At 72.8% G+C, this 26,545-nt stretch carries 24 protein-coding genes and 1 tRNA gene; 12 read left to right on the forward strand and 13 right to left on the reverse strand.

Translation table 11 applies throughout. The annotated features are described in order from the left end of the window. Window positions 1-32 precede the first annotated feature (32 nt). Window positions 33-1,073: an MBL fold metallo-hydrolase gene (locus tag ACIP4Z_RS01710; RefSeq protein ID WP_401304233.1), complete on the forward strand. Its 1,041-nt coding sequence runs from the start codon at window positions 33-35 to the stop codon at window positions 1,071-1,073. 29 nt (window positions 1,074-1,102) lie between these two features. Continuing rightward, entirely contained in the window at window positions 1,103-1,378 is a 276-nt protein-coding gene (locus ACIP4Z_RS01715) for a hypothetical protein (RefSeq protein WP_391047311.1), read from the forward strand. A gap of 30 nt (window positions 1,379-1,408) precedes the next feature. Here the strand turns inward: ACIP4Z_RS01715 and ACIP4Z_RS01720 are convergent, their stop codons facing one another. Further along, entirely contained in the window at window positions 1,409-2,578 is a 1,170-nt protein-coding gene (locus ACIP4Z_RS01720; protein WP_355345423.1) for a steroid 3-ketoacyl-CoA thiolase, read from the reverse strand. 222 nt (window positions 2,579-2,800) lie between these two features. On the opposite strand from ACIP4Z_RS01720, the gene ACIP4Z_RS01725 reads away from it, so the two are divergent. Next, the gene (locus ACIP4Z_RS01725) at window positions 2,801-4,048 is read left to right on the forward strand and encodes a cytochrome P450 (protein ID WP_391116527.1); all 1,248 of its coding nucleotides are present in this window, start codon (window positions 2,801-2,803) and stop codon (window positions 4,046-4,048) included. A 76-nt stretch (window positions 4,049-4,124) separates the two neighbouring features. On the opposite strand, the gene ACIP4Z_RS01730 is transcribed toward ACIP4Z_RS01725, so the two are convergent. From ACIP4Z_RS01730 to ACIP4Z_RS01740, 3 genes are all read right to left on the reverse strand, one after another. Further along, window positions 4,125-5,147 (reverse strand): hypothetical protein, encoded by a 1,023-nt coding sequence (locus ACIP4Z_RS01730; protein WP_401304238.1) that lies wholly within the window; start codon window positions 5,145-5,147, stop codon window positions 4,125-4,127. Window positions 5,148-5,246: 99 nt separating this feature from the next. Then, window positions 5,247-5,999 (reverse strand): hypothetical protein, encoded by a 753-nt coding sequence (locus ACIP4Z_RS01735; protein WP_355345432.1) that lies wholly within the window; start codon window positions 5,997-5,999, stop codon window positions 5,247-5,249. A gap of 110 nt (window positions 6,000-6,109) precedes the next feature. After that, complete coding sequence (locus ACIP4Z_RS01740) at window positions 6,110-8,176, reverse strand: DHA2 family efflux MFS transporter permease subunit (RefSeq protein ID WP_401304241.1); 2,067 nt, start codon at window positions 8,174-8,176, stop codon at window positions 6,110-6,112. 183 nt (window positions 8,177-8,359) lie between these two features. Between ACIP4Z_RS01740 and ACIP4Z_RS01745 the strand changes: the two genes are divergently transcribed. The 3 genes from ACIP4Z_RS01745 to ACIP4Z_RS01755 all read left to right on the forward strand — a co-directional run bounded on the left by ACIP4Z_RS01745 (window position 8,360) and on the right by ACIP4Z_RS01755 (window position 11,614). Continuing rightward, window positions 8,360-9,526, forward strand: a complete 1,167-nt coding sequence (locus tag ACIP4Z_RS01745; protein ID WP_401304244.1) for a peptidoglycan-binding protein — start codon at window positions 8,360-8,362, stop codon at window positions 9,524-9,526. Window positions 9,527-10,275: 749 nt separating this feature from the next. Continuing rightward, window positions 10,276-10,854 carry a hypothetical protein gene (locus tag ACIP4Z_RS01750; RefSeq protein ID WP_355349998.1) on the forward strand — a complete coding sequence of 193 codons (579 nt, stop codon included), beginning with the start codon at window positions 10,276-10,278 and terminating at the stop codon, window positions 10,852-10,854. A gap of 109 nt (window positions 10,855-10,963) precedes the next feature. After that, entirely contained in the window at window positions 10,964-11,614 is a 651-nt protein-coding gene (locus ACIP4Z_RS01755; RefSeq protein ID WP_355349995.1) for an HAD-IA family hydrolase, read from the forward strand. 74 nt (window positions 11,615-11,688) lie between these two features. Here the strand turns inward: ACIP4Z_RS01755 and ACIP4Z_RS01760 are convergent, their stop codons facing one another. Beyond that, window positions 11,689-12,270 carry a TMEM165/GDT1 family protein gene (locus ACIP4Z_RS01760; protein ID WP_355349992.1) on the reverse strand — a complete coding sequence of 194 codons (582 nt, stop codon included), beginning with the start codon at window positions 12,268-12,270 and terminating at the stop codon, window positions 11,689-11,691. A 322-nt stretch (window positions 12,271-12,592) separates the two neighbouring features. Continuing rightward, a complete protein-coding gene (locus ACIP4Z_RS01765; RefSeq protein ID WP_355350004.1) occupies window positions 12,593-13,366 on the reverse strand; it encodes an ABC transporter permease in 774 nt (257 codons plus the stop codon). A 401-nt stretch (window positions 13,367-13,767) separates the two neighbouring features. Between ACIP4Z_RS01765 and ACIP4Z_RS01770 the strand changes: the two genes are divergently transcribed. Next, entirely contained in the window at window positions 13,768-14,448 is a 681-nt protein-coding gene (locus ACIP4Z_RS01770; RefSeq protein ID WP_355349989.1) for a VTT domain-containing protein, read from the forward strand. A 78-nt stretch (window positions 14,449-14,526) separates the two neighbouring features. Here the strand turns inward: ACIP4Z_RS01770 and ACIP4Z_RS01775 are convergent, their stop codons facing one another. Next, window positions 14,527-14,712, reverse strand: a complete 186-nt coding sequence (locus ACIP4Z_RS01775; RefSeq protein WP_188285091.1) for a hypothetical protein — start codon at window positions 14,710-14,712, stop codon at window positions 14,527-14,529. A 267-nt stretch (window positions 14,713-14,979) separates the two neighbouring features. On the opposite strand from ACIP4Z_RS01775, the gene ACIP4Z_RS01780 reads away from it, so the two are divergent. Beyond that, entirely contained in the window at window positions 14,980-16,401 is a 1,422-nt protein-coding gene (locus tag ACIP4Z_RS01780) for a family 2B encapsulin nanocompartment shell protein (RefSeq protein WP_355349985.1), read from the forward strand. A 137-nt stretch (window positions 16,402-16,538) separates the two neighbouring features. Here the strand turns inward: ACIP4Z_RS01780 and ACIP4Z_RS01785 are convergent, their stop codons facing one another. Further along, window positions 16,539-17,297, reverse strand: a complete 759-nt coding sequence (locus ACIP4Z_RS01785) for a DUF4239 domain-containing protein (RefSeq protein WP_401304251.1) — start codon at window positions 17,295-17,297, stop codon at window positions 16,539-16,541. A gap of 106 nt (window positions 17,298-17,403) precedes the next feature. Between ACIP4Z_RS01785 and ACIP4Z_RS01790 the strand changes: the two genes are divergently transcribed. After that, window positions 17,404-17,637, forward strand: a complete 234-nt coding sequence (locus ACIP4Z_RS01790) for a hypothetical protein (protein ID WP_355349979.1) — start codon at window positions 17,404-17,406, stop codon at window positions 17,635-17,637. A 1,106-nt stretch (window positions 17,638-18,743) separates the two neighbouring features. Here ACIP4Z_RS01790 and ACIP4Z_RS01795 read toward each other — a convergent pair. The 3 genes from ACIP4Z_RS01795 to ACIP4Z_RS01805 all read right to left on the reverse strand — a co-directional run bounded on the left by ACIP4Z_RS01795 (window position 18,744) and on the right by ACIP4Z_RS01805 (window position 22,513). Next, window positions 18,744-20,018, reverse strand: a complete 1,275-nt coding sequence (locus tag ACIP4Z_RS01795) for a sensor histidine kinase (RefSeq protein WP_401304254.1) — start codon at window positions 20,016-20,018, stop codon at window positions 18,744-18,746. 17 nt (window positions 20,019-20,035) lie between these two features. Continuing rightward, window positions 20,036-22,039, reverse strand: a complete 2,004-nt coding sequence (locus tag ACIP4Z_RS01800) for an MMPL family transporter (protein WP_401305019.1) — start codon at window positions 22,037-22,039, stop codon at window positions 20,036-20,038. Window positions 22,040-22,441: 402 nt separating this feature from the next. Next, window positions 22,442-22,513 (reverse strand) — tRNA-Val (locus ACIP4Z_RS01805). A gap of 148 nt (window positions 22,514-22,661) precedes the next feature. Here ACIP4Z_RS01805 and ACIP4Z_RS01810 point away from each other — a divergent pair. Continuing rightward, the gene (locus ACIP4Z_RS01810; RefSeq protein WP_355349974.1) at window positions 22,662-23,903 is read left to right on the forward strand and encodes a hypothetical protein; all 1,242 of its coding nucleotides are present in this window, start codon (window positions 22,662-22,664) and stop codon (window positions 23,901-23,903) included. 138 nt (window positions 23,904-24,041) lie between these two features. On the opposite strand, the gene ACIP4Z_RS01815 is transcribed toward ACIP4Z_RS01810, so the two are convergent. Further along, window positions 24,042-24,275: an FmdB family zinc ribbon protein gene (locus ACIP4Z_RS01815; protein ID WP_391047336.1), complete on the reverse strand. Its 234-nt coding sequence runs from the start codon at window positions 24,273-24,275 to the stop codon at window positions 24,042-24,044. A 235-nt stretch (window positions 24,276-24,510) separates the two neighbouring features. On the opposite strand from ACIP4Z_RS01815, the gene ACIP4Z_RS01820 reads away from it, so the two are divergent. Further along, window positions 24,511-25,047 carry a DUF4383 domain-containing protein gene (locus ACIP4Z_RS01820; protein WP_401304258.1) on the forward strand — a complete coding sequence of 179 codons (537 nt, stop codon included), beginning with the start codon at window positions 24,511-24,513 and terminating at the stop codon, window positions 25,045-25,047. A gap of 25 nt (window positions 25,048-25,072) precedes the next feature. On the opposite strand, the gene ACIP4Z_RS01825 is transcribed toward ACIP4Z_RS01820, so the two are convergent. Beyond that, window positions 25,073-25,732 carry an O-methyltransferase gene (locus ACIP4Z_RS01825; protein ID WP_401304261.1) on the reverse strand — a complete coding sequence of 220 codons (660 nt, stop codon included), beginning with the start codon at window positions 25,730-25,732 and terminating at the stop codon, window positions 25,073-25,075. A 54-nt stretch (window positions 25,733-25,786) separates the two neighbouring features. Between ACIP4Z_RS01825 and ACIP4Z_RS01830 the strand changes: the two genes are divergently transcribed. After that, the gene (locus tag ACIP4Z_RS01830; protein WP_401304263.1) at window positions 25,787-26,413 is read left to right on the forward strand and encodes a nucleoside/nucleotide kinase family protein; all 627 of its coding nucleotides are present in this window, start codon (window positions 25,787-25,789) and stop codon (window positions 26,411-26,413) included. The last annotated feature ends 132 nt before the right edge of the window (window positions 26,414-26,545 follow it).

The following is a 26,545-nucleotide window of genomic DNA, read 5'->3' on the forward strand; positions in this document are numbered from 1 at the left end:
ACGCCCGGCGGCGGCCGGAGAGGAGCCATCCCATGGCGGACCACGGCACGGCCGGCCGGCGGCAGGAGCGGGGGCGGGTGGTCGACCACGGCGGCGGGGTGTGGAGCGTGCCGGTGCCGATTCCCGACAACCCGCTCGGGTACACGCTGGTGCACCTGCTCGACACCGACGACGGGCCGGTGCTGGTGGACAGCGGGTGGGACCATCCGGACTCGTTCGCGGCGCTGGAGCGCGGGCTGCGGGAGGCGGGCACGTCGGTGGGTGACGTCCTGGGAGTGCTGGTGACGCACCACCATCCCGACCACCACGGGCTGAGCGCGCGGGTGCGGGAGGCGTCGGGGGCGTGGATCGCGATGCACGCGGCCGACATCGACGTGGTGCGGCGCACGCGGGAGGCCGAGCCGGGTGTGTGGGTGGAGTACCTGCTGGCGCGGCTGGCGGCGGCGGGCGCGCCCGAGGAGCACCTGGCGCCGCTGCGCGAGTACGGCGGGCAGGCGCTGCCGGGACGGCCGCCCGCGCTGCCGGACCGCGAGATCGTCCCCGGCGAGCGGCTGCCGCTGGCGGGCCGCCGGCTGCGCGCGGTGTGGACGCCAGGACACACGCCGGGGCACGTCTGCCTGTATCTGGAGGAGAGCCGCCGGCTGTTCTCCGGTGACCACCTCCTGCCGGAGATCTCGCCGCACATCGGCCTGTACGAGGACCCGGACGCCGTCGTCGAGACCGACCCGCTCGGCGACTACCTCGACTCGCTCGAACGCATCGCCCGCCTGGCCCCCGCCCAGGTGCTCCCGGCGCACCAGTACGCCTTCGCGGGCGCCGCCGGCCGGGTCGGCGAACTCCTGGAGCACCACGCCGCGCGCCTGGCCGAGCTCCTCGCCCTCATCACCCCCGGCCCCCGCACCCCCTGGCAGCTCGCCGAGGCGCTGCCCTGGAACCGTCCCTGGTCGCGCATCCCCGCGTCCTCGCGGACCATCGCCGTCTCCGAGACCGAGGCGCATCTGCGGCGGCTGACCAAGGCGGGGCGCGCCGAGCCCGTGCCGGGGTCCGACCCGGTGACGTACCGGGCCGTCTAGCGCGGCACCGGGACGTTAGGGTGTTCCTCATGCTCCTGCGCCGCCGCGCCACCACCGTGGCCACCGTCGCCGTCCTGGCACTGGCCGCCCTGACGGCGGCGCCGTCCGCCGTCGCAGCGTCGCCCGACACGCGGTCGCGCGTGACGGCGGCGAGCGCGACGGCCTCGCCCAGCCCGACCGGTGACACGAAGAAGGACGGCGGATCGGCGGGCACCAGTACGTGGCTGATCGTCAGCATCTTCTTCGTCGCGAGCGTCGGCGTGGGCTTCCTGCTCAGCGGCCGCAAGGGCCGCAGGCAGCGCTGACTCCCGCGCGGGGCTCGTCCGGGCGGTGCTTCACAGCCGCTGGATGATCGTGCCCGTGGCGAGCGCGCCGCCCGCGCACATCGTGATCAGGGCGAACTCCTTGTCGGCGCGCTCCAGTTCGTGCAGCGCGGTGGTGATCAGCCGGGCGCCGGTGGCGCCGACGGGGTGGCCGAGCGCGATGGCGCCGCCGTTGACGTTGACCTTTTCGAGGTCCTGGTCGAAGACCTGGGCCCAGGACAGGACGACGGAGGCGAAGGCTTCGTTGATCTCGACGACGTCGATGTCCCGCAGCGTCATCCCGGCCTTGCCGAGGACGGCGCGAGTGGCGTCGACGGGTCCGTCGAGGTGGAAGTGCGGGTCGGAGCCGACCAGGGCCTGGGCGACGATCCGGGCGCGGGGGCGCAGGTGCAGGGCGCGGGCCATCTTCTTGGAGGCCCACATCACGGCGGAGGCGCCGTCGGAGATCTGCGAGGAGTTCCCCGCGGTGTGGACGGCGGTGGGCATGACGGGCTTGAGCCCGGCGAGCCCGTCCATGGTGGTGTCGCGCGGGCCCTGGTCGCGGTCGACCAGCCGCCACATGCCGAGCCCGGCGTGCTGCTCGTCCTCGGTGGTGGGCACCTGGACGGCGAAGGTCTCGCGCTTGAAGCGCTCCTCGGCCCAGGCGCGGGCGGCGCGTTCCTGCGAGATGAGGCCGAGCCGGTCGACGTGCTCGCGGGTGAGCCCGCGGCGGCGGGCGATCCGTTCGGCGGCCTCGAACTGGTTGGGCAGGTCGACGTTCCACTCGTCGGGGAACGGCTTGCCGGGCCCGTGCTTGGAGCCGCTGCCCAGCGGCACCCGCGACATGGCCTCGACTCCGCAGCCGATGCCGATGTCGATGACGCCCGCGGCGACCATGTTGGCCACCATGTGGTTGGCCTGCTGCGAGGACCCGCACTGGCAGTCGACGGTGGTCGCGGCGGTCTCGTAGGGCAGGCCGACGGCGAGCCAGGCGTTGCGCGCGGGGTTCATGGACTGTTCCCCGGCGTGGGTGACGGTGCCGCCGACGATCTGCTCGACGGCGTCGGCCTGGATGCCGGTGCGGCCGAGCAGTTCGCGGTAGGTCTCGCCGAGCAGGTAGGCGGGGTGGAGGTTGGCGAGCGCGCCGCCGCGCTTGCCGATCGGGGTGCGTACGGCTTCGACGATGACGGGTTCAGCGGCCATGAAGCTCGTCCTCTTCTCAACTAAACTAGTACGCGTTCTAGTTCTTCCCGCAGTCTTATTACCCGCGGTACGGCGCGCGCAAGAGTCGCGCACGGCCCACGTCGTTCCCGTACGTGATCCACACGCCCGCGGCCCTTGCGACTTGTGGAACTCGTTACTACCTTCGGTCGTATATCTGATGGACCGTCAGACAACTTATGACACGTCAGACCTGGAGTGCCGATGCCCTGTCCCGCGCTTCCCGAAGGCTTCGACTTCACCGATCCGGACGTCTACCAGGACCGCGTCCCCCTCCCGGAACTGGCCGAACTCCGGCGGACCGCCCCGGTGTGGTGGAACGCCCAGCCGCACAACACCGCGGGTTTCGGAGACGACGGCTACTGGGTGGTGACCCGGCACGCGGACGTCAAGGCGGTGTCGACCAACCCGGAGGTCTTCTCCTCGTACACCAACACCGCGATCATCCGCTTCAACGACCGGATCAGCCGCGACCAGATCGACGTGCAGCGCTTCATCATGCTCAACATGGACCCGCCCGAGCACACCCGGCTGCGGCAGATCGTCCAGCGCGGCTTCACCCCGCGGGCGATACGGGCCCTGGAGGACGCGCTGCGGGCCCGCGCCCAGCGGATCGTGACCGGCGCGGCGGAGGCGGGCCGGGGGAACTTCGTCACCGACGTCGCGTGCGAACTCCCGCTCCAGGCCATCGCCGAACTCATCGGCGTGCCGCAGGACGACCGGCTCAAGCTCTTCGACTGGTCGAACAAGATGGCCGCGTACGACGACCCGGAACTCGCCATCACCGAGGAGATCGGCGCCGAGTCGGCGATGGAGCTGATCTCCTACGCGATGAACATGGCCGCCGCCCGCAAGCAGTGCCCGGCCGCCGACATCGTCAGCAAACTCGTCGCCGCGTCCGACGAAGGCAGCCTGACCTCCGACGAGTTCGGCTTCTTCGTGCTCGTGCTGACCGTCGCGGGCAACGAGACGACGCGCAACGCCATCACCCACGGCATGCACGCGTTCCTGACCCACCCCGAGCAGTGGGAGCTGTTCAAGGAGCGGCGCCCGGACACGACATCGGACGAGATCGTCCGCTGGGCCACCCCGATCGTGTCCTTCCAGCGCACCGCCACCCGGGACACCGAACTCGGCGGCGCGAAGATCAAGGCGGGCGACCGGGTGGGGATGTTCTACTCCTCCGCCAACAACGACCCCGAAGTCTTCGACGACCCGGGCACGTTCGACATCCTGCGCGATCCCAACCCGCACCTCGGGTACGGCGGCGGGGGCCCGCACTACTGCCTCGGCGCGAATCTCGCCAAGCTGGAGATCAACCTGATGTTCAACGCCATCGCCGACAATCTGCCGGACATCCGGCTGCTCGGCGACCCGCGGCGGCTGCGCTCGGCGTGGATCAACGGGGTCAAGGAACTGCGCGTCGACTACGGGGGCCCTCACCGTAGGTGAGAGCCCCCGTCCGTCCGCTGTCGTCAGCCGTCGGCCGCGCGCCTGCGCCCGCGCGCGGTCCGGTCCGGCTCCGGCGTCAGATGCCGGTCGTCAGCAACTGCCGTGTCATGTCGCGGTACTTGGTGAGCGCGATCCGCAACTCCTCGGTCCCGGTGCCGTCGCTTCCGTCGTCACCGTGCCACGACCCGCGCAGCGCGGTGCGCCGCTCCTCCAGCAACCGGGTCAGCCGCGCCGCGGCCTCGTCCAGTACGGCGTCCGCCTCGCGCACGGCGCGCTTCGGGTCGTCCACGAAGCCGCCGACCGCGCGGTCCATCCGCCGGCTCAGCCGGTCCACTTCCTCGGCCCCGCCGTCGGCCGCACCGGACGTGCCGTCCGTCGCGGTCGTGGACGTGTCCGTGTCCGTACGTATGGACGCGGGCGTGGACGTGTCCGTACGCGTGGCCGTGGTCTCCGTCTCGGAGGCGGTGCCGGGCTTGGTGGCGAACGCCGAGGTCCCGGTGCCGGGACCGGACGTGCGCTCGGCCTCCGGCTCGGTCGCGGTGGTCCCGGTCGTCGACTCGGCGGGCGTACGCGGTGCCGGTACGGACGTGCTCGCGCTGGTACCCGTACCCGTGCCGGTCGTCGCCCGCCCGGTGTCGGAGCCGGAGGTCCCGGCAGCCTCAGCGGTTTCGGCGGCCTCAGCGGTCTCGGAGGACTTGGAGGCCCCCGAGGTCCAACGGGCCGACGTGCCCGAGCCGGTGGAGGAAGCCGCTTCGGGCTCCTTCTCCCGCTGTTCGGAGAACTCGGACCTGTCCAGTCTGCCGGGCCGGTCGGTCCCGGACGACGCCTTGGAGGCGGCCCGGCTCCCGGTGCCGGTCTCGGCCTTGTCGGCCTCGGACTCGGACCCGGTCCCAGTGCCGGTCCCGCTCCCGGTCCCGTACGTGGTCGTCCGGGTCTTGCCGGACCCGATCCTGTCCGTGCCGTTGCGCTCCGTGCCGGTCCGGTCCGCGCTGCTGCGGTCCGTGCCGTTCCTGTCGGTGCCGGTCGCGGCCTTCTCCGCCTCGGTCTTCTCGGCCTCGGCCCGGTCGGTACCGGTCTTCTCGGTGTCGCGGTCACTCATCGCTTCATCTCCCTGTCCGTGGTCCTGCTGAGCCGACTCGTCCGGCCGGCGCAGGGTGGTGCACCCCGCTTGGGGGGTCGAGCGGCGCCCAGCCGAACGTCACAGACGTTCGTCCGCGTCGTCGTGCTCCCGCCGCCCGCCGCTAAGGGCCGCGAACCGGCCGCCGAGCGCACCGCGCCGACCGCCCGCCTTCGCGTCCTCGTCGGCCGCGGCGTCGTGCTCCACGACGGGCTCGTCGGCCTCGTCAGCCCGCTCCGTGGTGTTCTTCGTTCCGCGCGCGCTCTCGGTCATCAGCTCGTCGAAGAGCCCTCGCGCGCCCAGCAGCGCCTTGCGCAGGTCTTCCGTGGACTGCCGCTTCTGCGGCGCCGCGGAACCGGGGGCCCCTACGGAGTCGACCAGCGTGTGGGCCTGGCGGTAACCGTGCACCGCGTGCGGGTGGTGGACGGACAGCGCGTCGAAGTGCTCCGGCTCCCGCGCGGCCGGGAAGCCCCGGTCGGCGGCGATCTCGCCGATCAGCGCGTCGGCCTGGCCGACCGCCGCGACGGGCTCGTCCACGAACCGCGCCTGGAGGGCGGTCCAAGCGGCGGTGTACCGCTCCCGCTCCTGCTCGGAGACGGGTCGCAGTTCGAGGTCGCCGTGGCGCTTGACCCGCTCGGCGAGTTCCGCCCGGGTGGCCTTCACATCGCCGTCGTGCCGTTCGAGCACGCGGTCGTACTCGGGTCCGAAGCGATGCTTCAGCCGCGCTCCCGAACCCACACCTCCCGTACCGTCGCCCCTCATCACCAGGGTCGCGATCAGCGCCAGGACAATCAGCGCCACTACGACGATGGCTACAGTCGCTCCGGTGGACATGGCGTGCCTCCCGTTCCTACGGGTCGTCAGACAGTGACGTTCTCTCCCTGCTCGGCTTGCCACTGCCAGGCACCGCAAACGGACGGCTTCAGGACGACGGGCTCGAACCCTCAGGCCGGAGGCGTACCGCCGGCCGCCGGCTGGTGCCGCGTACGGCCCTCGGGGCGGTCCCCGTCGCCGCCGCACAGTTCGCCGCTCAGCTTCGTGACCAGGGCGGCCAGGTCGGCGTGGGCGGCCGGGTCCCAGTCGCCGAGCAGATCGGCGAGGACCGTGCGCCGCGCCTCGGTCAGGCGTCCGGCCAGCGCGTGTCCGGACGCGGTGAGGACCAGCGGACCGCCGTCGCGTACGGCGAAGCCGCGGGACAGCGACTCGTCGGCCGCCGCCTCGATGACCTCGGCGGGCACGGTGGTACGGGCGGCCAGCTCGGCCGGGTCGCCCTCGCCGTCGTGGGCCAGCCGCAACAGCAGCCAGCCCGTGGCGGGGTGGATGTCGAGCCCGGCCAGACCGGTGATCCGGGTGTAGAGGTCGCGGCGGGCTTCCCGGCTGCCGAGCAGCGAAAGGCAGCGGGCGATCTCGTCGAGCGAGGACCGCTCCACCGGGTTGGTGCCGAGCGTCTCGCTGGCGTCCGGCACGGTCACCGTGCCCCGCAGCGGCTGCTCCTTGAGCAGCCACGCCAGCAGGAAGCCGACCAGCACGATCGGCACCGCCCACAGGAAGACGGTGGTGATCGAGTTCGAATACGCGTGCAGCACGGGCCCCTTGACGGCCGCGGGCAGCTTGCCGACCGCCGTCGGGTCGGCCTGGAACTGCGCCGGATTGACCCCGGCGGGCAGCGACTTGCCCGCGAAGGCCGATGTCAGCTCGTCGGAAAGGCGGTTGGCGAAGATCGTGCCGAACAGCGAGACGCCGAAGGACGCGCCGATGGAGCGGAAGAAGGTGGCGCCCGAGGTGGCCGAGCCCAGGTCCTCGTACCCGACGGCGTTCTGCACGGCCAGCACCAGCACCTGCATCACCAGGCCGAGACCGAGGCCGAAGACCAGGAAGTACAGGCTCATCACCCAGGTGCTGGTCGTCTCGTCCAGGGTGTGCAGCAGGACGAGTCCGACGGCGATGACGCCGGTGCCCGCGATCGGGAAGACCTTGTAGTGGCCGGTGCGGCTGACGATCTGCCCCGACACCGTGGACGACAGCAGCATGCCGATCACCATCGGGATCATGTGCACGCCGGACAGCGTGGGCGAGAAGCCGTGCACGACCTGGAGGAAGGTCGGCAGGAACGTCATCGCGCCGAACATCGCGAAGCCGATGATGAAGGAGATCACCGAGCAGAGCAGGAACGTACGGTTGCGGAACAGCTTCGGCGGCAGCACCGGCTCCTGCGCGCGGCGCTCGATCGCCACGAACAGCGCGATGAGGACGACTCCGGCGACCGCGAGGCCGATGATCCCGGCCGAACTCCACGCCCAGGTGGTGCCGCCGAGCGAGGTCATCAGCACCAGGCAGGTCGCCGCTGCGGCGATCACCGCCATGCCGAGGTAGTCGATCCGGTGGGCGGTGCGGCGGACCGGGATGTGCAGCACCGCGGCGATCACGGCGAGCGCGATGATCCCGATGGGGAGGTTGATGTAGAACACCCAGCGCCAGGAGAGCTGCTCGGTGAACACCCCGCCCAGCAGCGGCCCGAGGACGCTCGCCGCGCCGAACACCCCGCCGAACACGCCCTGGTAGCGACCGCGGTCGCGCGGCGGCACGATGTCGCCGACGATGGCCATCGACAGCACGATCAACCCGCCGCCGCCCAGGCCCTGGAGGGCCCGGAAGGCGATCAACTCGCCCATGTTCTGGGCGATTCCGCAGAGCACGGAGCCGATCAGGAAGATCACGATGACGGTCTGGAAGAGCCGCTTCCTGCCGTACATGTCGCCGAGCTTGCCCCACAGCGGGGTGGCCGCGGTCGACGCCAGCAGATAGGCCGTCACCACCCACGACAAGTGGTCGATGCCGCCCAGTTCGCTGACGATCGTGGGCAGCGCGGTGGACACGATGGTCTGGTCGAGGGCGGCCAGCAGCATGCCGAGCGCCAGGGCGCTGATCGCGATCCGCACCGCTCGCTTGTCCTGGTGCTGCCCCGGCTCTGCCGCCGCCGGGCCCGCGGCGGTCGTGGTGTCCTGGGCCATGGAACGGCTCCTCGCGTCATCCCCCGACGGTCGGAACCTTATATTCCCACCATTTGTACGACTTTGGCCTCCGATACTCGCCCACTTGTGCGGTCAGCGGGCTGCGCTCGCCGCCGGAGGTCGGCATAATCGGCACGTCTTTGCGAATATGCGAAATGCGAACGACGGCCGGGAGGGGAACCAGTGGCGCCGCAGCCGGACGCTGCCCGCGAGGTGGACGCCGAGGCGTCCTCGGCGGGGATACCGGTCGTGCCCGGGGTGCCGCACGCTTCGCCCGAGGTGACCGCCCCGCGGCCGCCGGCGCCGCCGCCGAGCGAGCTGGTGCCGCCGGGGGCCCTGGTCACCTGGGACGACTCGGCCGAGCCGGGCTCGCCCGGCCTCCCCGGCGAGCAGGACGAGGGCGGGGAGACGCGGGCGGCGGAGCGTTCCGCCGCGCGGGCCGCCGCGCTCGCCGCCACCGAGGGCTTCCACCCGCTGCGGATGCGCCCCTACGTCGCCGAGCCGGACGGCGAGGCGGGCGAGACGACCGTACGGCCGCTGCTGGCGCCCGGCGACAGCGGTCCCGAGACCGCCGATGTCGGGCTGTTCGCCGCGCTGTACTCCGGCGTGGAGTACGCGCCGCGGGGGGACGCCGAGGCCGGGACCCCGGCCGCGTTCGCCGGGGCGGCGGCCGGGACGGGGCTGTACCAGGACCGGGGCAGGCACCGGCGCCGCAGACGGGGCCTGGTGGTGGCCGCGGCCGCGGTCGCCGCCTCCGCGCTGGCCGCGGGCGCCGTCGCCGTCACCGGACAGGTCATGGGCGACGAGCCGCGCACCGACCGGGCGCTGCCGCCGGACCGGACGTCCTCGATGCCGGACGTCGAGCTGCCGACGGAGTCCACCGCCGTCGTGGGCACCGTGGCCGTCGGCGCCCCGCGCCACACGCCCGCGCCGACCACGACCTCCGCCGCGCCGGTGGTGCCCGAGACCGCCACGGCGCCGCCGTCCCCATCTACGACGGCTCCCGCCGCCACCGGCTCCACGCCGTCGGCCCCCGCCGCGCCCGCCACGACCGGCTCCACGCCGTCCGCCCCCACCGCGCCGGCCGACCCGGCCCCCACCACGCCCCCCGTCACCCCGACCTCCCCCGCCTCCAAGATCCTCCAGCTCGGCGACACCGGCGCCGCCGTCTCCGATCTCCAGCAGCGGCTCCGCGACGTGTGGGTCTACCACGGCCACGTCAACGGCTCCTACGACCAAGGGGTTCGCGAGGCCGTCGCCATGTTCCAGATCTGGTACGGCGTCCGCGGCGACCCCATCGGCGTCTACGGCCCCCAAACCCGCACCACCCTCGAACACCAAACCAGCTAGCGCCGCTTTCCGAGTATCGGGCGCCCCCTCAAGACCCCGGGCTCCGCCCCGACGCTCCCGCACCTCACCACCCGCCCCAGCGGGGCAGACCGGTAATCCCCGGACCACCGGCCGGTGGGGGCTGGCCGCGCCGTTCCCCGCGCCCCTGACGGGGCGCACCGCCTTTCGCCGGGGCGGCGAGCCGGTCTTTTAAGGGGCGCGGGACTGTGTTTAATCTGCGGCTGCCGCCGCGTGGGCGCGCTCAGCCGAAGCGCTCCCGCACCTCACCACCCGCCCCAGCGGGGCAATCCGGTTGTCCCCGGACCACCGGCCGGTGGTGGGTTACCCGCGCCGTTCCCCGCGCCCCTGACGGGGCACACCCACTTCCGCCCAGGCGGCGAGCCGATCTTTCAAGGGGCGCGGGACTGTGTTTAATCTGCGGCTGCCGCCGCGTGGGCGCGCCCAGCCACGACGCTCCCGCACGTCACCACCCGCCCCGGCGGGGCAGACCGGTTGTCCCCGGACCACCGGCCGGTGGGGGCTGGCCGCGCAGTTCCCCGCGCCCCTGACGGGGCGCACCTCTTTCGCCCGGACGGCAAGCCGATCCTTTAAGGGGCGCGGGGAACTGCGCGACAAGCCACGACGCTCCTGCACGTCACCACCCGCCCCGGCGGGGCAGACCGGTTGTCCCCGGACCACCGGCCGGTGAGGGCTGGCCGGGCGGGCGAGGGCGGCGCCCCGCCGGGGGGCGGAGGTTCTAGGGTCGAGGGATGGTCACGCAGGCGTTCGGGGTCGCGGAGTTCCAGCTGGTGCTGCTGCGAAGAATGGCGGACCACCAACCGGAATTGGTGGACGAGGCGCTCCGGTCGCTGGGAGCGACACACGCCCAGGCGCGTGAGGCGCACAAGAGGTGGCAGGCGAGAGTCCACTCGCGCACGTTCCCGACCGGTGAGCGGAGGTACAGGACGGCGCTGGGCCCCCCGGAGACGGAGGAGGAGCGGCGGATCGGCGACCTGACGTGCCGGGCCCTGCGCTGGCCGACGCCCCTGTGGCCGGACCTGAGATTCGAGGTGCTGTGCGCACCGGGCGGCGGCTCGGCGGTGTGGAACGAGTGGCTCGTACGGGCCCCGGAAGCGCCCGCGCCAAGGCTGCGGGAGGTAGCCGACCTGACGCCGTGGTCGTGCACGGTGGACGACGCGGCCAGGGCCTTCCCGCCTGCGGAACCGCTGCCGCCGGACGCGCCGAGCCGTACCCGCGTGGCGCTGACACCGCCCGGCGGCGGCGCGAGGGTGGTCGCGCACTTCACATGGGGCCTGTTGCAGTACGTGGACCAGGGGGACTGGCGCTGAGCGCCCCACTTTTGTACCGTGAGGGAACAAAGTGGTTCCGCCCGCTTCCCTGACCGGCGGGCGGAACCACGTTGCCGTTGATCACCGATGTGCCGAGGAGCCCCAGAACATGCCCGTCCTCTCCGCGAAAGCCCTGCTGCTGGACATGGACGGAACGCTGGTGAATTCGGACGCCGTCGTGGAGCGCTGCTGGCGCGCCTGGGCCGGCCGCCACGGCCTGGACGCCGACGCGGTGCTGAAGGTCGTGCACGGCCGCCAGGGCCACGCGACGATGGCCGTCCTGCTCCCCGACCGCCCGATGGCAGAGAACTACGCGGAGAACGCGCTGATGCTCGCCGAGGAGACCGCCGACACCGACGGTGTCGTGCAGGTGCCCGGTGCCACCGCCTTCCTGGCCTCGCTCGACGGCCGCCCGCACGCGCTGGTGACCTCGGCGAGCGAGGAGCTGGCCACGACCAGGATGGCCGCCGCGGGCCTGCCGCTGCCGCCCGTCATGGTGACCGCGGAGCGGGTGAGCGCGAGCAAGCCGGACCCCGAGGGCTTTCTGAAGGGCGCGGCGGAGCTGGGCTTCGCGCCCGAGGACTGCGTGGTGTTCGAGGACGCCGAGGTCGGCATCGCGGCGGCGCGGGCCGCCGGAATGCGCGTGATCGGCGTCGGCCCGCGCGCCGCGGTCCACGCGCCCACCGCGCACGTCGACTCACTGGAGCGGGTACGGGTCGAGGCCGTCGCGGACGGCGGCCTCCGTATCGTCGTCGACTGAGACCTACGGACGCGACGTACGGGCCGGACCCTCGTCAGGGTCCGGCCCGCCGTGCCGTACGGCCCCGCGGAACGTCAGCCCGCGGCGGCCTCGTACAGGCTGAACCCGGCGAGCACCACCATCACAGCTGCCGCGATCTTCGTGATCAGCGCCAGCGGCACCCGCTTCATGAGCAGCCGCCCGCCGAAGATGCCCAGGGCCGCGACCGCCCACAGGCCGAGGACGGCGCCGATGCCGACCGAGACCGGGTCGTCGTAGCGGGCGGCGAGGTTGGCGGTCATGATCTGCGTGAGGTCACCGAATTCGGCGACCAGGATGAGCATGAAGCCGGTGCCCGAGACCTTCCAGAAGCTCTGGTTGGCGGGCTCGCGCACCTCCTCCTCGTCGTCGCCCTTGGAGAAGAGCAGCATGGCCGCGCCGCCGAGGAAGAGCAGTCCGACCACGCCCTGGACCCAGCGGTGGGGCAGCAGGGTGAGCAGGCTGCCCGCGGCGATGGCGAGGGCGACGTGGACGACGAAGGCGGCGGCGACGCCCACGAAGACGTACGAGGCGCGGTAGCGGGTGCCGAGCATGAGCCCGGCGAGCGCGGTCTTGTCGGGGAGTTCGGCAAGGAAGATCACGCCGAAGACGACGGCGATGACGGTCAGGCTGAGCACGGGGTCTGGTCCTCAATCGGTCGGGCGCCGCACCGAGAGATCCAGGGGAACGTCAAGCCGTATCTGAGATCGCTTCGGCACGGCAGCGTCGGAACACTGCGGCCGAAGGTCTCGCTGGCGGGCTGTACGCGCATCGCGCGGCACATCCGCCTCCGGGCGCCGGCTCAGAACAGCGAACTGCGGCTGAACTGAGCAGTATGTCGACGGTCCGGCGAAGAGCTACTCCCCTTCTGCTCCGACGAGTCTACGCGACGCCCGAACGGGGTACCGCACCGCGAGGTCGCGAGGTCGCGGGGCCCGGTCCCCCGGTCCGAAGGCCCGGTCACAGGGCCGGAACGCGGGTGATGCGGCCCCGCGCGACCAGTTCCAGGACGACGGAGACCGCGACCGCCTGGACGGCCATCAGCGCGATGAGGACGAAGAACTGCACGGCCCCGGCCGACACGGGGCTCGCGCCGCCCAGCAGCATGCCCACGAAGGCGCCGGGCAGGGTCACCAGGCCCACCGTCCTGGTCTGGTCGAGGCCGGGGACCAGCGCCCCGGAGGCGGCCGGTCTGGCGATCTCCAGGCGCGCGTCGCGGTCGGAGAAGCCCAGCGCCATCGCGGCCTCCACCTCGCCCGCGCGCAGCTTCAGCTCCTCCAGGGCGCGCCGCCCGCCGAGCACGGTGGCGGTGAGCGCGCCGCCGATGAGGATTCCGGCCACGGGGATGAGCGCGATCCCGTCGATCGGCACCAGGCCGGTCAGCACGAGCACGACGACCACCGGCAGCGCGCCCGCCGCGACGGGCACCGCGGCCCACCACCAGGTGCGGTTGCGGGTGATCCGGCGCCCCGCGGTCCGCGACGCGACCGCGAACATCAGCGCCACGAAGCCCAGCAGCGCCGCCTGGTGCTTGACGACCCAGCCGATGAGGGCGGCGACCACCGCGAGCTGTACGGCCGCCCTGAGGCCCGCCAGGGCGATGCCGCGCGCGTAGTTGTCGTGCTCGTCTGCGAGCCTGGCGTACGCGGCGACCCCGGCGGCCGCCACGAGCAGCGCGGCGAGAACGAAGCCGAGGGTCTTGTCGACCGGCAGCAGGGAGGAATTCGAGGCCAGCGACGTGGACAGCGTCTCGTGGGTGGACACTGGAGGAGCGGGTGCGGAAGCCACAGCGTCACTGTAGGCGGGCGCCCGCCCGGCGCCCCCGCCGATTCCCGCGCGGATCGTACGGATTTCCGATCAGTTCTCTGATCAGCGATGAACGGTCCCGGCGGAAAGTATTCTCGTAGTGATGTCTACTACGTCACGTGCCCTCGCCGGTTCCGGCGGTGCCCCTTGGCGTACGCTGTACGGCTGACGGTGGATGAAGATCTTCGACCACCGGACAGCACCCCTTCAGGACCCGGTTCGACGAGGCGGAACGCCGACGGAGAGCCGGACAGCACGGCAAGTACGAGGTGCCCGGCATCAGACGGGCGCTCCACGGGTACGAATTCGGCCAAGGACGAGGAGGCGCGGTGCTGCAAGGCCTGGGCTCCCTTTTCGACTGGCCCTGGATCTACGTGCTCGTGGCGAGTTCCGTGATCCTCGACGTCTTCGTGCCGGTGCTGCCGAGCGGTGTGCTGGTGATCAGTGCCGCCACCGCCGGGACCGCCAGCTCACGCGACGACATGCTCGACGTCTTCGCGCTGCTGGTGTGCGCCGCCGTCGCGTCCTGCCTCGGCGACCTGCTGGCGTACCGGCTGGCCTTCCGCGGCGGGGACTGGTTCGACCGGAGAGTGGCGTCCTCGCGGCGCCTGGCGGGCGCGCACGAACGGCTCGGACAGGTACTGCACCAGGGCGGCGGCGCCCTGGTGATCCTCGCCCGCTTCGCACCGGCCGGCCGCAGTGTGGTCAGCCTGGGCGCGGGCGCCGCCCGCCGCAGCCCGCGCGAGTTCCTGCCCTGGTCGGCGCTGGCCGGGGTCGCCTGGGCGACGTACAGCGTCGGACTCGGCTGGATCGGCGGCAAGTGGCTGGGCGCGAGCTGGCTCGGCACCCTGATGTCGTTCGTCGCGCTGCTGGGCGCCGGCGCCTTCGCCGCGTACGTCTTCCGCCGGGAGCGCCGCAGCGCGCTGGCGGCGGCGCTGGCCGCCGTGCCGCTCACCATCCCGCCGCAGGTGACGCCCCCGGACCGCGGCTCGGTCGTCGAGGCGCTGTAGCCGCCGCGGCCTCCGCGAGCGGTGGTTCCTGACCGCCGCGTGGCCGCCGCCTCACCTCGGGTGCGGTCCCGCACCCGGTCAGCGGCGACGACGCCGTCTGCTGGGGACCGCCCAGCCCGATCCGACGCCCGCCAGGTGCAGTGCGACGAAGACCAGTCCCGCGAGCAGCAGACTGATCGGCGTGAAGCCCGCGTCCGTGCTCGTGCTCGTGGCGTTGATGATGTACGCGATGGCGAAGATGACTGCCCCGATTGCGGCGAACATCCCGGACCTCCTGTAAGCCGGCCCTCGGGGCCGGCGGTGCTCGTGCGGTGCGGCGGCGCCGGGTGGCGTCCCCACCCACCGGTTGCCCCCGAACTCCCCCCTGACGCACACGGGTTCGAGCGCGCGCGGGGTCGCGCGCCCTGTGCGCCCCACCAAAAGCCGCGATCCGGATTTTCGGAAAGTATTCTCACTCGTTTCGGCAATAGGCAGCACTCTGCGTCACGGAAAGAATGAGGCCGTATCACCCGCTTACGGGAAGGACAGCACATGTCGGTTGATGCGGGCCAGGACACCGCACTCGGCAATCCGCACGACGACCAGGCGCGTACGAGTCTGGACACGTCGGCCGCCAGGAATCTGGCGACGACCACCAAGTCCGCCCCGCAGATGCAGGGCATTTCCTCCCGGTGGCTGCTGCGCGTACTGCCCTGGGTGCAGGTCAACGCGGGCACGTACCGGGTGAACCGCCGGCTGAGCTACTCGGTCGGCGACGGGCGCGTGACCTTCGTGAAGACGGGGTCCGAGGTCCGGGTGATCCCGCAGGAGCTGGGCGAGCTGGCCGCGCTGCGCTCGTTCAACGACGTCGGCGCGCTGACCGCGCTGGCGGACCGTTTCGTCCAGCGTGAATTCGCGCCGGGCGAGGTCATCGCCGAAGCCGGGACGCCCGCGGACACCGTCTATCTGCTGGCGCACGGCAAGGTCGAGAAGCTCGGCGAGGGATCGTACGGCGAGCCGACCCGGCTCGGAGTCCTCGCCGACGGCGACCACTTCGGCGACCAGGCGCTGCTCGGCGCCGACGGCGAGTGGGAGTACACGGCCCGCGCGGCCACCGTCACCACGGTGCTGGCCCTGCCCCGGCAGGAGCTCGAACCGCTGCTCGGACAGTCCGAGGCGCTGCGCACGCACCTGGAGGCGCACCGCGCGATCCCGCGGCAGCGGGTCAACAAGCGCGGTGAGGCCGCGATCGAGCTGGCGTCGGGCCACAAGGGCGAGGAAGCGCTGCCCGGCACCTACGTCGACTACGAGGTCAAGCCGCGCGAGTACGAGCTGAGCGTCGCCCAGACCGTGCTGCGCGTCCACAGCCGCGTCGCGGACCTCTACAACGAGCCGATGAACCAGACCGAGCAGCAACTCAAGCTCACCGTCGAGGCGTTGCGCGAGCGCCAGGAACACGAGCTGATCAACAACCCCGAGTTCGGGCTGCTGCACAACGCGGACTACGACCAGCGCATCCAGCCGCACGCGGGCCCGCCGCTCCCCGACGACCTCGACGAGCTGCTCAGCAGGCGCCGCGGCACCAAGTTCTTCCTCGCCCACCCGCGGGCCATCGCCGCCTTCGGCCGCGAGTGCACCAGGGCGGGCCTCTACCCCGACCCGGTGGAGGTGCACGGCCACACCGTTCCCGGCTGGCGCGGTGTGCCCATCCTGAGCTGCAACAAGATCCCGGTCAGCACCGCCCGTACCAGCGCGATCATCGCGGTCCGCAGCGGCGAGGACAACCAGGGCGTCATCGGTCTCAACCAGACCGGGCTGCCCGACGAGTACGAGCCGGGGCTCAACGTCCGTTTCATGGGTATCGACGACAAGGCGATCATCAGCTACCTCGTCAGCACGTACTTCTCCGCGGCCGTCCTGGTGCCCGACGCGCTCGGCATCCTGGAGAACGTGAACGTGTCCAACTGGCGCTGACCGCACGGCGGTTCTCCTGAAAGCGGCTCCCCTGCCCGGCCTGGCAGGGGAGCCGCTTCGTTGTGTCCGCCGGACGCGTTCCCGGCCGCGTCCGCCGTGCGCGTTCCCGGCCGTGTCCGCCGGGGCGCGCGCCCTGGTCAGCGGCGCAGTACGAGGTCCCGGAAGACGTCGGCGGAGACGGCGAGTCCGCCGCCGAAGGGATCGTCGAGGTCCCAGATCAGGAACAGCAGGAAGGCGATGAGCGCGCTGAACAGACCGGCGAGCAGCAACTCCTTCGGTGAGCGCCGGATCTGGAGGGTGAAGATCAGTCCGACCGTCACCAGCGCGCCGGTGATCAGGCCGAACCACACCATCCCCGGCATCGTCGCGCCCACGCTCTGGCTGCGCGACGTGCGGGCCTCGTCGACGGCGGCGACCTCGTCGACCAGCGGCTGGTACGCCTGGGCGCCGAGGTCGGACGTGGGCGCGTACTGCGAGACGTCCTTGCGGAGCGTGTCGAGCAACGCGTTGCCCCGCGGATCCAGTTCGCCGTGGTTCTTCATGTACGGCCACTCCTTGTCGGCCACGAACGCCGCGTAGGCGTTCACGTCCGCGCGGATCCGGTCGCGTACGTCAACGGGATACACCTGCGCCCGCGCGCTCACCTCGTGCAACGCCTGTGCCTCGGCGAGGACTTCGGCCTGTGCCCCGCTCCTCCCCTCCCAGACACCGGCGATGGCAAGACCGAGCACGATCGCGTAGACCACGCCGATCATCATGACCATGTACTCGATGACGTCGGGTGTCTCCGACGGATCGTCGTCCGCGTGGACCTTGCGCGTACGCAGGACGACCACGCCGAGGACCACAGCGCAGACCGCGGCCATCGCGATCACCAGCGCCAACCACTGCGACATGCGGAAATCCCCCTTGTTTCACGTTCAGTTGTTCCTGCTGCGACCGGAGTTGGAGCCGGAGGAGCCGGGCCGCAGGACGGCGACGGCCAGCACGGCGGGCACGGTGGTGAGCATCATCGTGATCATCAGTGACCGGCGGTGCTCCTTCGGCGCCGCGACCGGCGCCGGCGCCTTCTCCGGCCAGTGCACCGCCACCGGGGCGGCGGGCGGCGCGGGTTGGGACCGCGGCACCGGCGCGGGAGCCGGTACGGGTGCGGCGGTGGGTACGGGCTGCGGTACGGGTGCGGGCGCCGGGGGCTTCGGCGCGGGTCTGGGACGTGGCGTCACCGCCGCTTTCTGACTCGGCGTGGGAGTCGGGGTCGGAGTGGGTGTCGGCGTGGGCGTGGGGGTCGGAGTCGGTGTCGGGGTCGGTGTGGGCGTGGGCGTAGGAGTCGGGGTGGGGGTGGGAGTCGGCGTGGGGGTCGGTGTCGGGGTCGGGCACGGCTTCGGATGGTGGTGGTGGCGGTGGCAGAGCCACGTCCAGGGCCACTGGTCCGGCCAGTACCCGCACCAGGGCACATACGGGTCGGGGTGGTGGTAACCGGGCCCGTGATGATCGGGCCGGTGCCGTCCGGGGTCGTGGTCCGCGGGGTCGTGGTGCCCGGGGTCAGGGTGATCCGGGTCAGCGTGGTCCGGGCCGTGATGACCGGGGTCGTGCCATACGGGCTCGTGGTGCGTCGGCTGGTGCCGTACGGGCTCGTGGCGGTCGGGCACACGGCTGGGCGCGGGCGAGGTCGTCGGCGCGGCCGTGGGCTCGGGGTCGGTCCTGTGGGTGGGAACAGACGTGGGCGCGGCCGTACGCGTCGGTTCGGGCGCGGGCGCGGGTGTGGTCGTGGGAGCGGGATTGGGTGTGGGTGCCCGGGTGGGCGGGGATGTGGGACCGGGATCGGGCCGGGAGGGCCGCGTCCGTGTCGGTGCGGGTGTGGGTGTCGACGTCCGGGTCGGTTCCGGACCGGGCGACGCGCGGTGCGCCGGCGCGGGCGACGCGGCCTCGGACGGTACGGGCGACGCGTGGTGCGACGGGTGACGGGACGGCTCGGCGGGGCATGACTCCGCTCTGCCGTGGCCCGCTCCCGCCGGGCACCGCGCGCGCGGCTCGGCCGAGGCCACCGCGCCGAGTCCCCACGATCCTGCCGCCATCGTCACGACAAGCAGCGCCGTCCAACCGCGGACGCGCCTCCCCCTAGAAGTGGTCACCCTTCATGGTCAGCATGCGCGCGGCACGTGCCGACGCTTCCCGCGACCGTTCCCCCAAAGGAGTAACGAAGGCGTCAAACCCTCGATTTTCCGCGCGAGTCAGGGCCGCCCGCACCGGCCGCCGCGCGGGCGTGACCGGACCCGACTCGCAGCGGTTGAGGACCAGTTGGGCGCGGTCGCGGGCGCCGGTCCCCCGCGCGGCGGGGCGCGTCAGGCGGGGTCGTGCGGTGCGGCGGCCCCGTCCGTACACGCGTCCGCGCGGGGGGTCAGCGGGAGGTCGGCCGCGACCCGGAATCCGCCTCCGGCGAGGGGGCCCGCCGTCAGGGTGCCGCCGACACTGCGGACGCGTTCGCGCATGCCGATCAGGCCGAAGCCGGGGCCGAGGTCGGGCCCGTGGGCGGGGCCGTGGGCCGGGCTGTCGTGAGGGCTGTCGTGGGGGCCGAGGTGGAAGGTGGGTCCGGGGCCGGGCCGGGGACCCGAGCCGACGGCCGCCCCGCCGTCGTCGGTGATCTCGACCAGCAGCGAGCCGGGGCCGACGCGCACGGTCACCTCGGCCCGCGCCCCGGCCCCCGCGTGCCGGGTGGTGTTCGTCAGGGCCTCCTGCACGATGCGGTACGCGGCGGCCTCGACGGCGGGCGGGATGTGCGGGTCCGCGCCGCCGGAGGAAGCACCTCGCGCCGTAAGCACGTTGAGCCGGGCCCCGGCCGGGCGGGCGAGGTCCGACAGCGCGGCCAGACCGGGCAACGGCCCCTCGTCGGCGGCCCGTTCGCCGTACCGCAGCACCTCCAGCGTGGTGCGCACCTCGACGCGGGCCGCGCGGCAGGTGTCCGCGATGCCGTCCAGCGCCTTGGACACCGCCGCCCGGTCGAACTCCTCGGGCGCCACCGTCATCACGTGCGCGGCCACCGCCGTCTGCACGCCGATCAGCGTGATGCTGTGCGCGAGCAGGTCGTGCAGGTCACGGGCGATCCGCAGCCGTTCCTCCGCCACCCGCCGGGCCGCCACCTCCTCCCGCGTCCGCTCGGCGCGCTCGGCCCGCTGCGTGGTCGCGGCCACCAACTGGCGGTGCACGCGCACGGTCGCGCCCGCCACCAGCACCGCCGCGATCCAGCCCGAGGTCCGCAGCGTGTCCACCGCTCCCCCGGCGTCCGAGACCCAGTCCGCCGCCACCGTGCCGCCGACGACCACCGTCCCGATGGCCGCCGCCCGCCACACCGGGCTCGTGGCCGCCGCCGTGAACAGCAGCGTCATCGAGCCCAGCACCGGCGCCGCGTGCGGATACCCGAGCGCGTGGTACGGCCCGAGGAACGCGACCGTCACCACCAGCGCGGCCGTCGTGTGCGTCCGCCGCCACAGCAGCGGGATCTGGCACCAGACCAGCAGCGTCCAGCCCAGCGCGTCGGGACGCGTCCCCGGCGTCAGCAGGGCCAGCGGCACCGACAGCGCCGCCAGCCCCGCCGCGAGCGCCGCGTCCTGGCGCGTCACGCGGCGCCCTCGCGGGCTCACCCCCGTTCGCCCGGCGCCGGGCGGCTCAGGGCGCCGGGCCACCAGACCCGGCGGCGCAGCAGCAGCGCGGCCGAGGTCACCAGGAAGGTGCGGACGAGGAAGGTGTCGAGCAGGACGCCCACCGCGATGACGAAGCCGAGTTCCGCGAGCTGGACGAGAGGCATGTTCATCAGGACGGAGAAGGTCGCGGCCAGGACGACACCGGCCGAGGTGATGACGCCGCCCGTGGAGTGGAGTGCGCCGAGGGTGGCTTCGCGTGGGCCTGCGCCGTTGAGCGCCTCTTCGCGCATGCGGTGCATGAGGAAGATGCCGTAGTCGACGCCGAGGGCGACGAGGAAGACGAAGGAGAGCAGCGCGAGTCCTGGATCGGTGCCGTGGAAGCCGAGGACCGGGCCGAAGACGAGGCCGCCGATGCCCAGGGCGGCGCCCCAGACGGCGACGACCGCGGCGACGAGCAGCAGCGGCGCGACGAGGGACCGCAGCAGGAGGACGAGGATGAGCAGGACGGCGGCGAGGGTGATCGGGATGACGATGCCGCGGTCGCGCTGGTTGGTGTGCTGGAGGTCGAGCTGCTGGGCGCTGGGGCCGCCGACGTAGGAGCCGGGGAGTCCGGCGCGCAGGGCCTTGATGGTGGCGGTCTCGGCCGCGGTCTGCGGCGGGCCCGCGGTGGTGACGAAGAATTCGCTCCAGCCGTCGGCGGTGCGCCCGGCGCGCACGTCGGTGACGCCTCGGGTGGAGCGGGCGGCGGCCCGCGCGGCCTCGGCGCGGTCGGCGGGCGCGATGACGGCGACGGGACGGCTGCCCTGGTCGGGGTAGGCCGCGCCGAGAATCCGCATGGCGGTGATCGCGTCGGGCTCGCTGCTGAACATGTCCTGCTGCTTGACGCTGCCGGGCAGGTTGAGCACGCCGACGGCGAGGGCGCCGAGCAGCAGCACACCGCCGACGAGCACCGCGACCGGCCTGCGGCCGACGCCGTCACCGATCGCGACGAAGGCGCCGCGCCGCTGCTTCGGCTCGCTGCCGTGGGCGGGGATCAGCGGCCAGAACACGCGGCGGCCGAGGACGACGAGGACGGCGGGCAGCAGCGTCACCATGGCGAGCAGCGCGCAGACGACCCCGACAGCGGCCGTCGGGCCCATGCCCCGGCTGCTGTTGAGGTCCGCGGCCAGCAGGCAGAGCATGCCCGCGGCGACGGTTCCCGCGGAGGCCAGGACCGCGGGCGCGGCTTTGCGCAGGGCGGTGCGCATGGCGTCGTACGGGCGCTCGGTGCGGCGCAGTTCCTCGCGGTAGCGGGCCACGAGCAGCAGCGCGTAGTCCGTGCCGACGCCGAAGACGAGGATGGTCATCACACCGGAGCTCTGGCCGCTGACGGTGACGCCGAACGCCTGGTTGAGGCCGTAGGTGACCGCCATCGACAGCACGTCGGCGGCGCCCGCGCAGATCAGCGGGATCAGCCACAGCACGGGGCTGCGGTAGATGAGGATCAGCAGGACGGCGACGACGAGGACCGTGGTGTAGAGGAGCGGGCCGCCGAGCGCGCTGTAGACCTCCGCGCTGTCGGTGTCCAGGGCGCCCTGTCCGCCGACCTTCACCGTCAGCCCAGAGCCGCCCTTGGCGACGTCCCTGACCCCGTCCACGAAGTCGGTTCTGGCCTGGGAGTCCTGGCCCGGCGCCGTGGTCGACATCGGGTACATCAGCGTGGTGCCGTCCTTGGACGGCACGGCCCGCGGGGTGTCCCCGGTGAGCCGGTTCGTACGGGCGATCTCGGCGGTCTGCCGCGCGGCGGTGGCCCGGTCGGCCGCGGTGAGGCCGCCGTCGCGGTGGTAGACCACGACGATGTCGGTCGTCTCGCCGCCGGGCAGCGACGCCTGGATCTTCGCCGCCCGCGTGGAGTCCGCGCTGTTCGGCAGGTAGTCCACGACGCTGTCGCGCTGGACGTCACCGAGCCTGGCGGACAGCGGTATCGCGACCGCCAGCACCCCGACCCACAGCGCGAGCATCAGCCACGGCAGCTTCCGCGCCCGGCCCCCGCCCGCCCCTGCGCCCGGCGGCGCGGCGCCCCCGTCACGTACCCCGCTGACCTGCTCCGCGGTCCTCATCCCGGCCTCCCCTTGCGACGAACGACTGATCGCCTCCATCGTCAAGGCGTGACAGCCACGGAACGTCGCGCCAGCGGCGGACATCGCCGTACCCCCGCGGGCGGTACAGGCCGCGCCGTTACATCCACGGGAGTACGGACGCGGCCCGGTCGGCCGGTGTCCCCGGCCCGGTGTCAGCGCAGGTGATCGGGGAGTGCCGCCTTCGCCGCCTCGAACAGCAGCGGCCAGGGCGGAACACGGAGCGGGACAGGGAAGAGGCCCCTGTCCAAGGACGCTGGACAGGGGCCCGGGGGCTTCCGAGGGTGGGCGTGGACGGTTTCGAACCGCCGACATCCGCCTTGTAAGGGCGGCGCTCTACCACTGAGCTACACGCCCTCGGTGAGTTCGACGTCACAGGTTACCCTGCCCTGGGGCGTGATCAGCAACCACGGGGCCGTGGGGACCGGGCGGTGTGTTCGGGGCGGCCTGGTGGGAGGATGGGTCCGACGGTGGTCGGCGGCGATCTGCGGGAGAGAGTGTCACGGTGACGACGGCACGTTCGTGGTGGCGACGCGGCGACAATCACCGTGCGGAGGCGCAGGCGGCGAAGGACGCCGCGTCACAGGCGTTCTACGAGCTGGACACGGCGCAGCGCGATCTGGAGATCTCGATAGAGACGATCTCGGCGGTGGACGACTCCCCCGAGGCGCGCCGGGCGCTGGCCGGATTCCGGTCGCTGGGCGAGCGCATCGACCAGGTGAGCGCGGCCTACATCAACACCGTGGACGCGCACGACATCGACCGGGACGAGCTGGACGCGGGCACGGCGGCGCGGGCGCGCACCGAGCTGACGAAGGCCAAGGACGAGCTGGACAGGGCCAAGACCGAGCTGGAGCGTTTCTCCGCGGGTCTCGCGCCGCTGCTCGGCAAGGCGGAGACGCAACTCGCCCGGCTGGCGCCCGCCGTGGAGCGGGCCAAGCAGTCGCTGCTGGCGGCGACGAACGCGCTGGACGGGGTCCGCGCGGTCGGGCTGAAGGCGGACGACCTCGCGGCCCGGCTGGCCGCGCTGGCACCCGAGCTGACCAGGCTGAACGAGGGCGCGAGCAAGCACGGCGTGCAGGAGACCGTCCAGCGGGCCGACGATGTGCGCCGCAAGGCGGACGCGGTGCGGACCGAGGCGGAGCGGCTGCCCGAGCAGGCCAGGGAGATGGACAAGCGGCTGGTGTCGCTGCGCACGCGGGTGCAGGCGCTGGCGACGCGGGCCGAGGGCGTGGACCCGGTGCTCAGCGAATTGCGGCGGCGGTTCTCGCTGGCGTGCTGGCAGGACCTCCAGCAGGTGCCCGAGCGGGCCGCGCAGGCGGTACGGCAGGCGGAGACGGCGCTGGCCGAGGCGCGCAAGGCGCGGGACGAGCAGCGCTGGCCGGACGCCACGTCACGGCTGGCGACGGTCAGGGCGCTGATGGACGACGTGGAGGGCGCGGTGTCCGCGGCCGGTGACCGGCTGCGGCAGCTCAACGAGGTGAGCAAGGACCCGAAGGGCGAGGTCGAGAAGACCCGCTTCGCGATCCGGGACGCGCAGCGGCTGGCCATGCAGGGGCGTTCGACGCCGGAGCCGCGGCACGCCCGCCCGCTGGACGACGCGGTGGCGCGCCTCGACCGCGCGGTGGCCGCGCTGGAGGGCAGGCACCCGGACTACTGGGCGTTCCTCACCGAGACCGCAGCGGTGCGCGAGACCGCGAACCGCGTGGTGGCCAACATCCGTGAGGACCGCGCGGCCGGGCGCTGAGCACCCCTGGCCGGTCTCCTGCTCCGGCGACCGGCGCTACGGCCGGACCGGCGTTGTACGGCCGGACCAGCGTTCATACGGCCGGACCGGCATACGTACGATCCGACCGCCGCCCGTACCGGCCCCCGTCCCGTCCCTTCAGCTACAGCAGCCGCCACCGCAGCATCCGCCGCCGCCGTTGCCGCTCGCCGGGGCGGGACCGGCCGACGACGAGGACGAGGACGACGAGGAGCCGACCGCGACCGTCGAGAGCAGCTTCACGGTGTCGTCGTGACCCTTGGGGCAGACGGTCGGGGCGTCCGACTGGGACATGGGGCGGCGCAGCTCGAAGGTGGAGCCACAGGTCTTGCAGCGGTACTCGTAGCGAGGCATGGGCCCAGGGTAGCGGGGACGCGGCCCGCGGAGGGCGTTCCTCCACAGGTCACCCCGGCGTCGCCGGCCGCCGGGAACGATGTGCCGGACTTCGCGCACTGCCGCCCGCTGCCGCAAGCCTCGCGCCGCCGGCCCGTGACCCGGGGTGACCCGCGCGGAGCGCCGGATTCCGGACCCCGGCCTATCCTGGAGGAGCGGCGGCCTCGATTCCCCTTCAGCGAAGGAGGCCGGTCATATGCGACTCGACGATCATCTGCCCGTGGACCACAAGCTGAGCCAGATGTACCGCTTCGGCGCCGGTCTGATGGGCCTGATCCTGGTCGTCTTCGGGATCCTCGGACTCCTCAACGGCGTGTCGTTCCTGTCCAAGGCGGGCGACCGGATCGCCGGGCTGAACTCCAACGGCGCGCTCAGCACGATCTCCATCGTCATCGGCGTGCTGCTCTTCGCCGGGATGGTGAAGGGCGGCAACTTCGCCTCGACCCTCAACATCGTCGTCGGCGTCGCCTTCCTGCTCAGCGGGTTCGTCAATCTCGCCCTGCTGGACACCGGCAGCAACCTTCTGGCGTTCAAGATGTCGAACGTGCTGTTCAGCTTCGCGGTCGGCGTGATGCTGATGTTCTTCGGCATGTACGGGCGGGTGACCGGCGGGCTGCCGCACGACAATCCGTACTGGCGCAAGCGCCACCCCGAGCAGGCAGCCCGCGAGGAGGAGGCCCGGGCGGCGGTGACCACCCGGCGGCCGCCTCCCCGCGGACTGCCGCAGCACTGACCCCGTGACGGTCCTGCCGGAGTGACTACTTCTTACGAGCCAGCGTCAGGCCGTCCGCGACGGTGAGCAGGACATCGTCCACCCGGTCGTCCGCGCGTACGTGGTCGTTGAACGCGCGGATGGCCGCGGCGCCGCCGGTCGCGTCCTCGTCCACGACCTCGCCGTGGAAGAGCGTGTTGTCGACGACGAGCAGGCCGCCGGGGTTCATGCGCGGCACCAGCTCCTCCCAGTAGTCGGTGTAGGACCCCTTGTCGGCGTCCAGGAACACCAGGTCGATCCACTGGCCGCCGGGCAGCGCCTTGAGCGTGTCGATGGCCGGGGCGATCCGCAGGTCGACGCGGTCGGCGACGCCCGCCTTGGCCCAGGCGTCCTGGCCGACGGCGGTCCACTCCTCGGAGACGTCGCAGGCGATGAGCCTGCCGTCGGCGGGCAGGGCCTGGGCCATCGACAGGGTCGAGAAGCCGGTGAAGGTGCCGACCTCCACGATCTGCTTGGCGCCGGTCAGGCGGACGAGGAAGGCCAGCAGCGGGCCCTGCTCCTCAGCGGTCTGGAGCCCGGCCACATCGGCGAGGCGGGCGTGCGTGGTCTCGACCAGTTCCCGCTGGACGGCGTCCAGCGGCGGGTTGTGCGCGAGGACGTATCCGTAGAGCTCGGGTGTGAGCTGCGGGTTCTTCGTTTCGGTCAAGGGTCTTCTCCCTGGTGCGGCGCTCAGGGCCCGTCCGGGCCCTAGGGTGACGGAATGCTCGTGGATGACGCGGTCGCCTTGGTCCCCAGCATTCCAGGCCGGAGGGCTCTGCTGGGGCTGGCGGGCGCCCCGGCCGCCGGGAAGTCGACTCTGGCGCGGCGGCTGGTGTCCGGGGTGAACGACCGGGTGGGCGCGGGGACGGCCGCGTATGTGCCGATGGACGGGTTCCATCTGTCCAACGCGCAGTTGGACCGGCTGGGGCTGCGGGACCGCAAGGGCGCGCCCGAGACGTTCGACGTGGACGGCTACGTCCACCTGCTGCGGCGGCTGCGCGGTGACCGTCAACACCCGGTCTACGCGCCCGACTTCGACCGGCGCCTGGACGAGCCGGTGGCCGCCGGGCTGGTCGTCGCGCCCGGTGTCCGGCTCGTCGTCACCGAGGGCAATTACCTCGCCGACGACGGTGCCGGGTGGGAGCAGGTCCGTGACCTGCTGGACGAGCTCTGGTACGTCGACGCGCCGCGTCAGCTGCGTGAGCGGCGGCTGCTGCGACGGCACGTGCGCGGGGGGCGCAGCGAGCTGGAGGCCCGGGCCTTTATCGCTGCGAGCGAGCGGCCCAACGCGCGACGCATAGAGCGCTCCCGCGCCTATTGCACCCGGGTGGTGGCCCCGGGGCACTGACCCCGGGCCCCGAAGCGGTTCCTCTCCGCCGGGGCGCCGGCCACGCGCTTTTTTGGGGGCGCGGGGAACTGCGCGGCCCGCCCCCACCGGGCTGTCAGCCCGAGAACAGACAGCGTCTGCCCCGCTGGGGCC

Source organism: Streptomyces sp. NPDC088910, assembly GCF_044749865.1.
Taxonomy (GTDB): Bacteria; Actinomycetota; Actinomycetes; order Streptomycetales; family Streptomycetaceae; genus Actinacidiphila.

Coding starts and splice junctions, on each gene's coding strand:
- ACIP4Z_RS01710 (WP_401304233.1), top strand. CDS start 33: ATGGCGGACCACGGCACGGCCGGCCGGCGGCAGGAGCGGGGGCGGGTG.
- ACIP4Z_RS01715 (WP_391047311.1), top strand. CDS start 1,103: ATGCTCCTGCGCCGCCGCGCCACCACCGTGGCCACCGTCGCCGTCCTG.
- ACIP4Z_RS01720 (WP_355345423.1), bottom strand. CDS start 2,578: ATGGCCGCTGAACCCGTCATCGTCGAAGCCGTACGCACCCCGATCGGC.
- ACIP4Z_RS01725 (WP_391116527.1), top strand. CDS start 2,801: ATGCCCTGTCCCGCGCTTCCCGAAGGCTTCGACTTCACCGATCCGGAC.
- ACIP4Z_RS01730 (WP_401304238.1), bottom strand. CDS start 5,147: ATGAGTGACCGCGACACCGAGAAGACCGGTACCGACCGGGCCGAGGCC.
- ACIP4Z_RS01735 (WP_355345432.1), bottom strand. CDS start 5,999: ATGTCCACCGGAGCGACTGTAGCCATCGTCGTAGTGGCGCTGATTGTC.
- ACIP4Z_RS01740 (WP_401304241.1), bottom strand. CDS start 8,176: ATGGCCCAGGACACCACGACCGCCGCGGGCCCGGCGGCGGCAGAGCCG.
- ACIP4Z_RS01750 (WP_355349998.1), top strand. CDS start 10,276: ATGGTCACGCAGGCGTTCGGGGTCGCGGAGTTCCAGCTGGTGCTGCTG.
- ACIP4Z_RS01755 (WP_355349995.1), top strand. CDS start 10,964: ATGCCCGTCCTCTCCGCGAAAGCCCTGCTGCTGGACATGGACGGAACG.
- ACIP4Z_RS01775 (WP_188285091.1), bottom strand. CDS start 14,712: ATGTTCGCCGCAATCGGGGCAGTCATCTTCGCCATCGCGTACATCATC.
- ACIP4Z_RS01780 (WP_355349985.1), top strand. CDS start 14,980: ATGTCGGTTGATGCGGGCCAGGACACCGCACTCGGCAATCCGCACGAC.
- ACIP4Z_RS01785 (WP_401304251.1), bottom strand. CDS start 17,297: ATGTCGCAGTGGTTGGCGCTGGTGATCGCGATGGCCGCGGTCTGCGCT.
- ACIP4Z_RS01800 (WP_401305019.1), bottom strand. CDS start 22,039: ATGCTCGCGCTGTGGGTCGGGGTGCTGGCGGTCGCGATACCGCTGTCC.
- ACIP4Z_RS01815 (WP_391047336.1), bottom strand. CDS start 24,275: ATGCCTCGCTACGAGTACCGCTGCAAGACCTGTGGCTCCACCTTCGAG.
- ACIP4Z_RS01820 (WP_401304258.1), top strand. CDS start 24,511: ATGCGACTCGACGATCATCTGCCCGTGGACCACAAGCTGAGCCAGATG.
- ACIP4Z_RS01830 (WP_401304263.1), top strand. CDS start 25,787: ATGCTCGTGGATGACGCGGTCGCCTTGGTCCCCAGCATTCCAGGCCGG.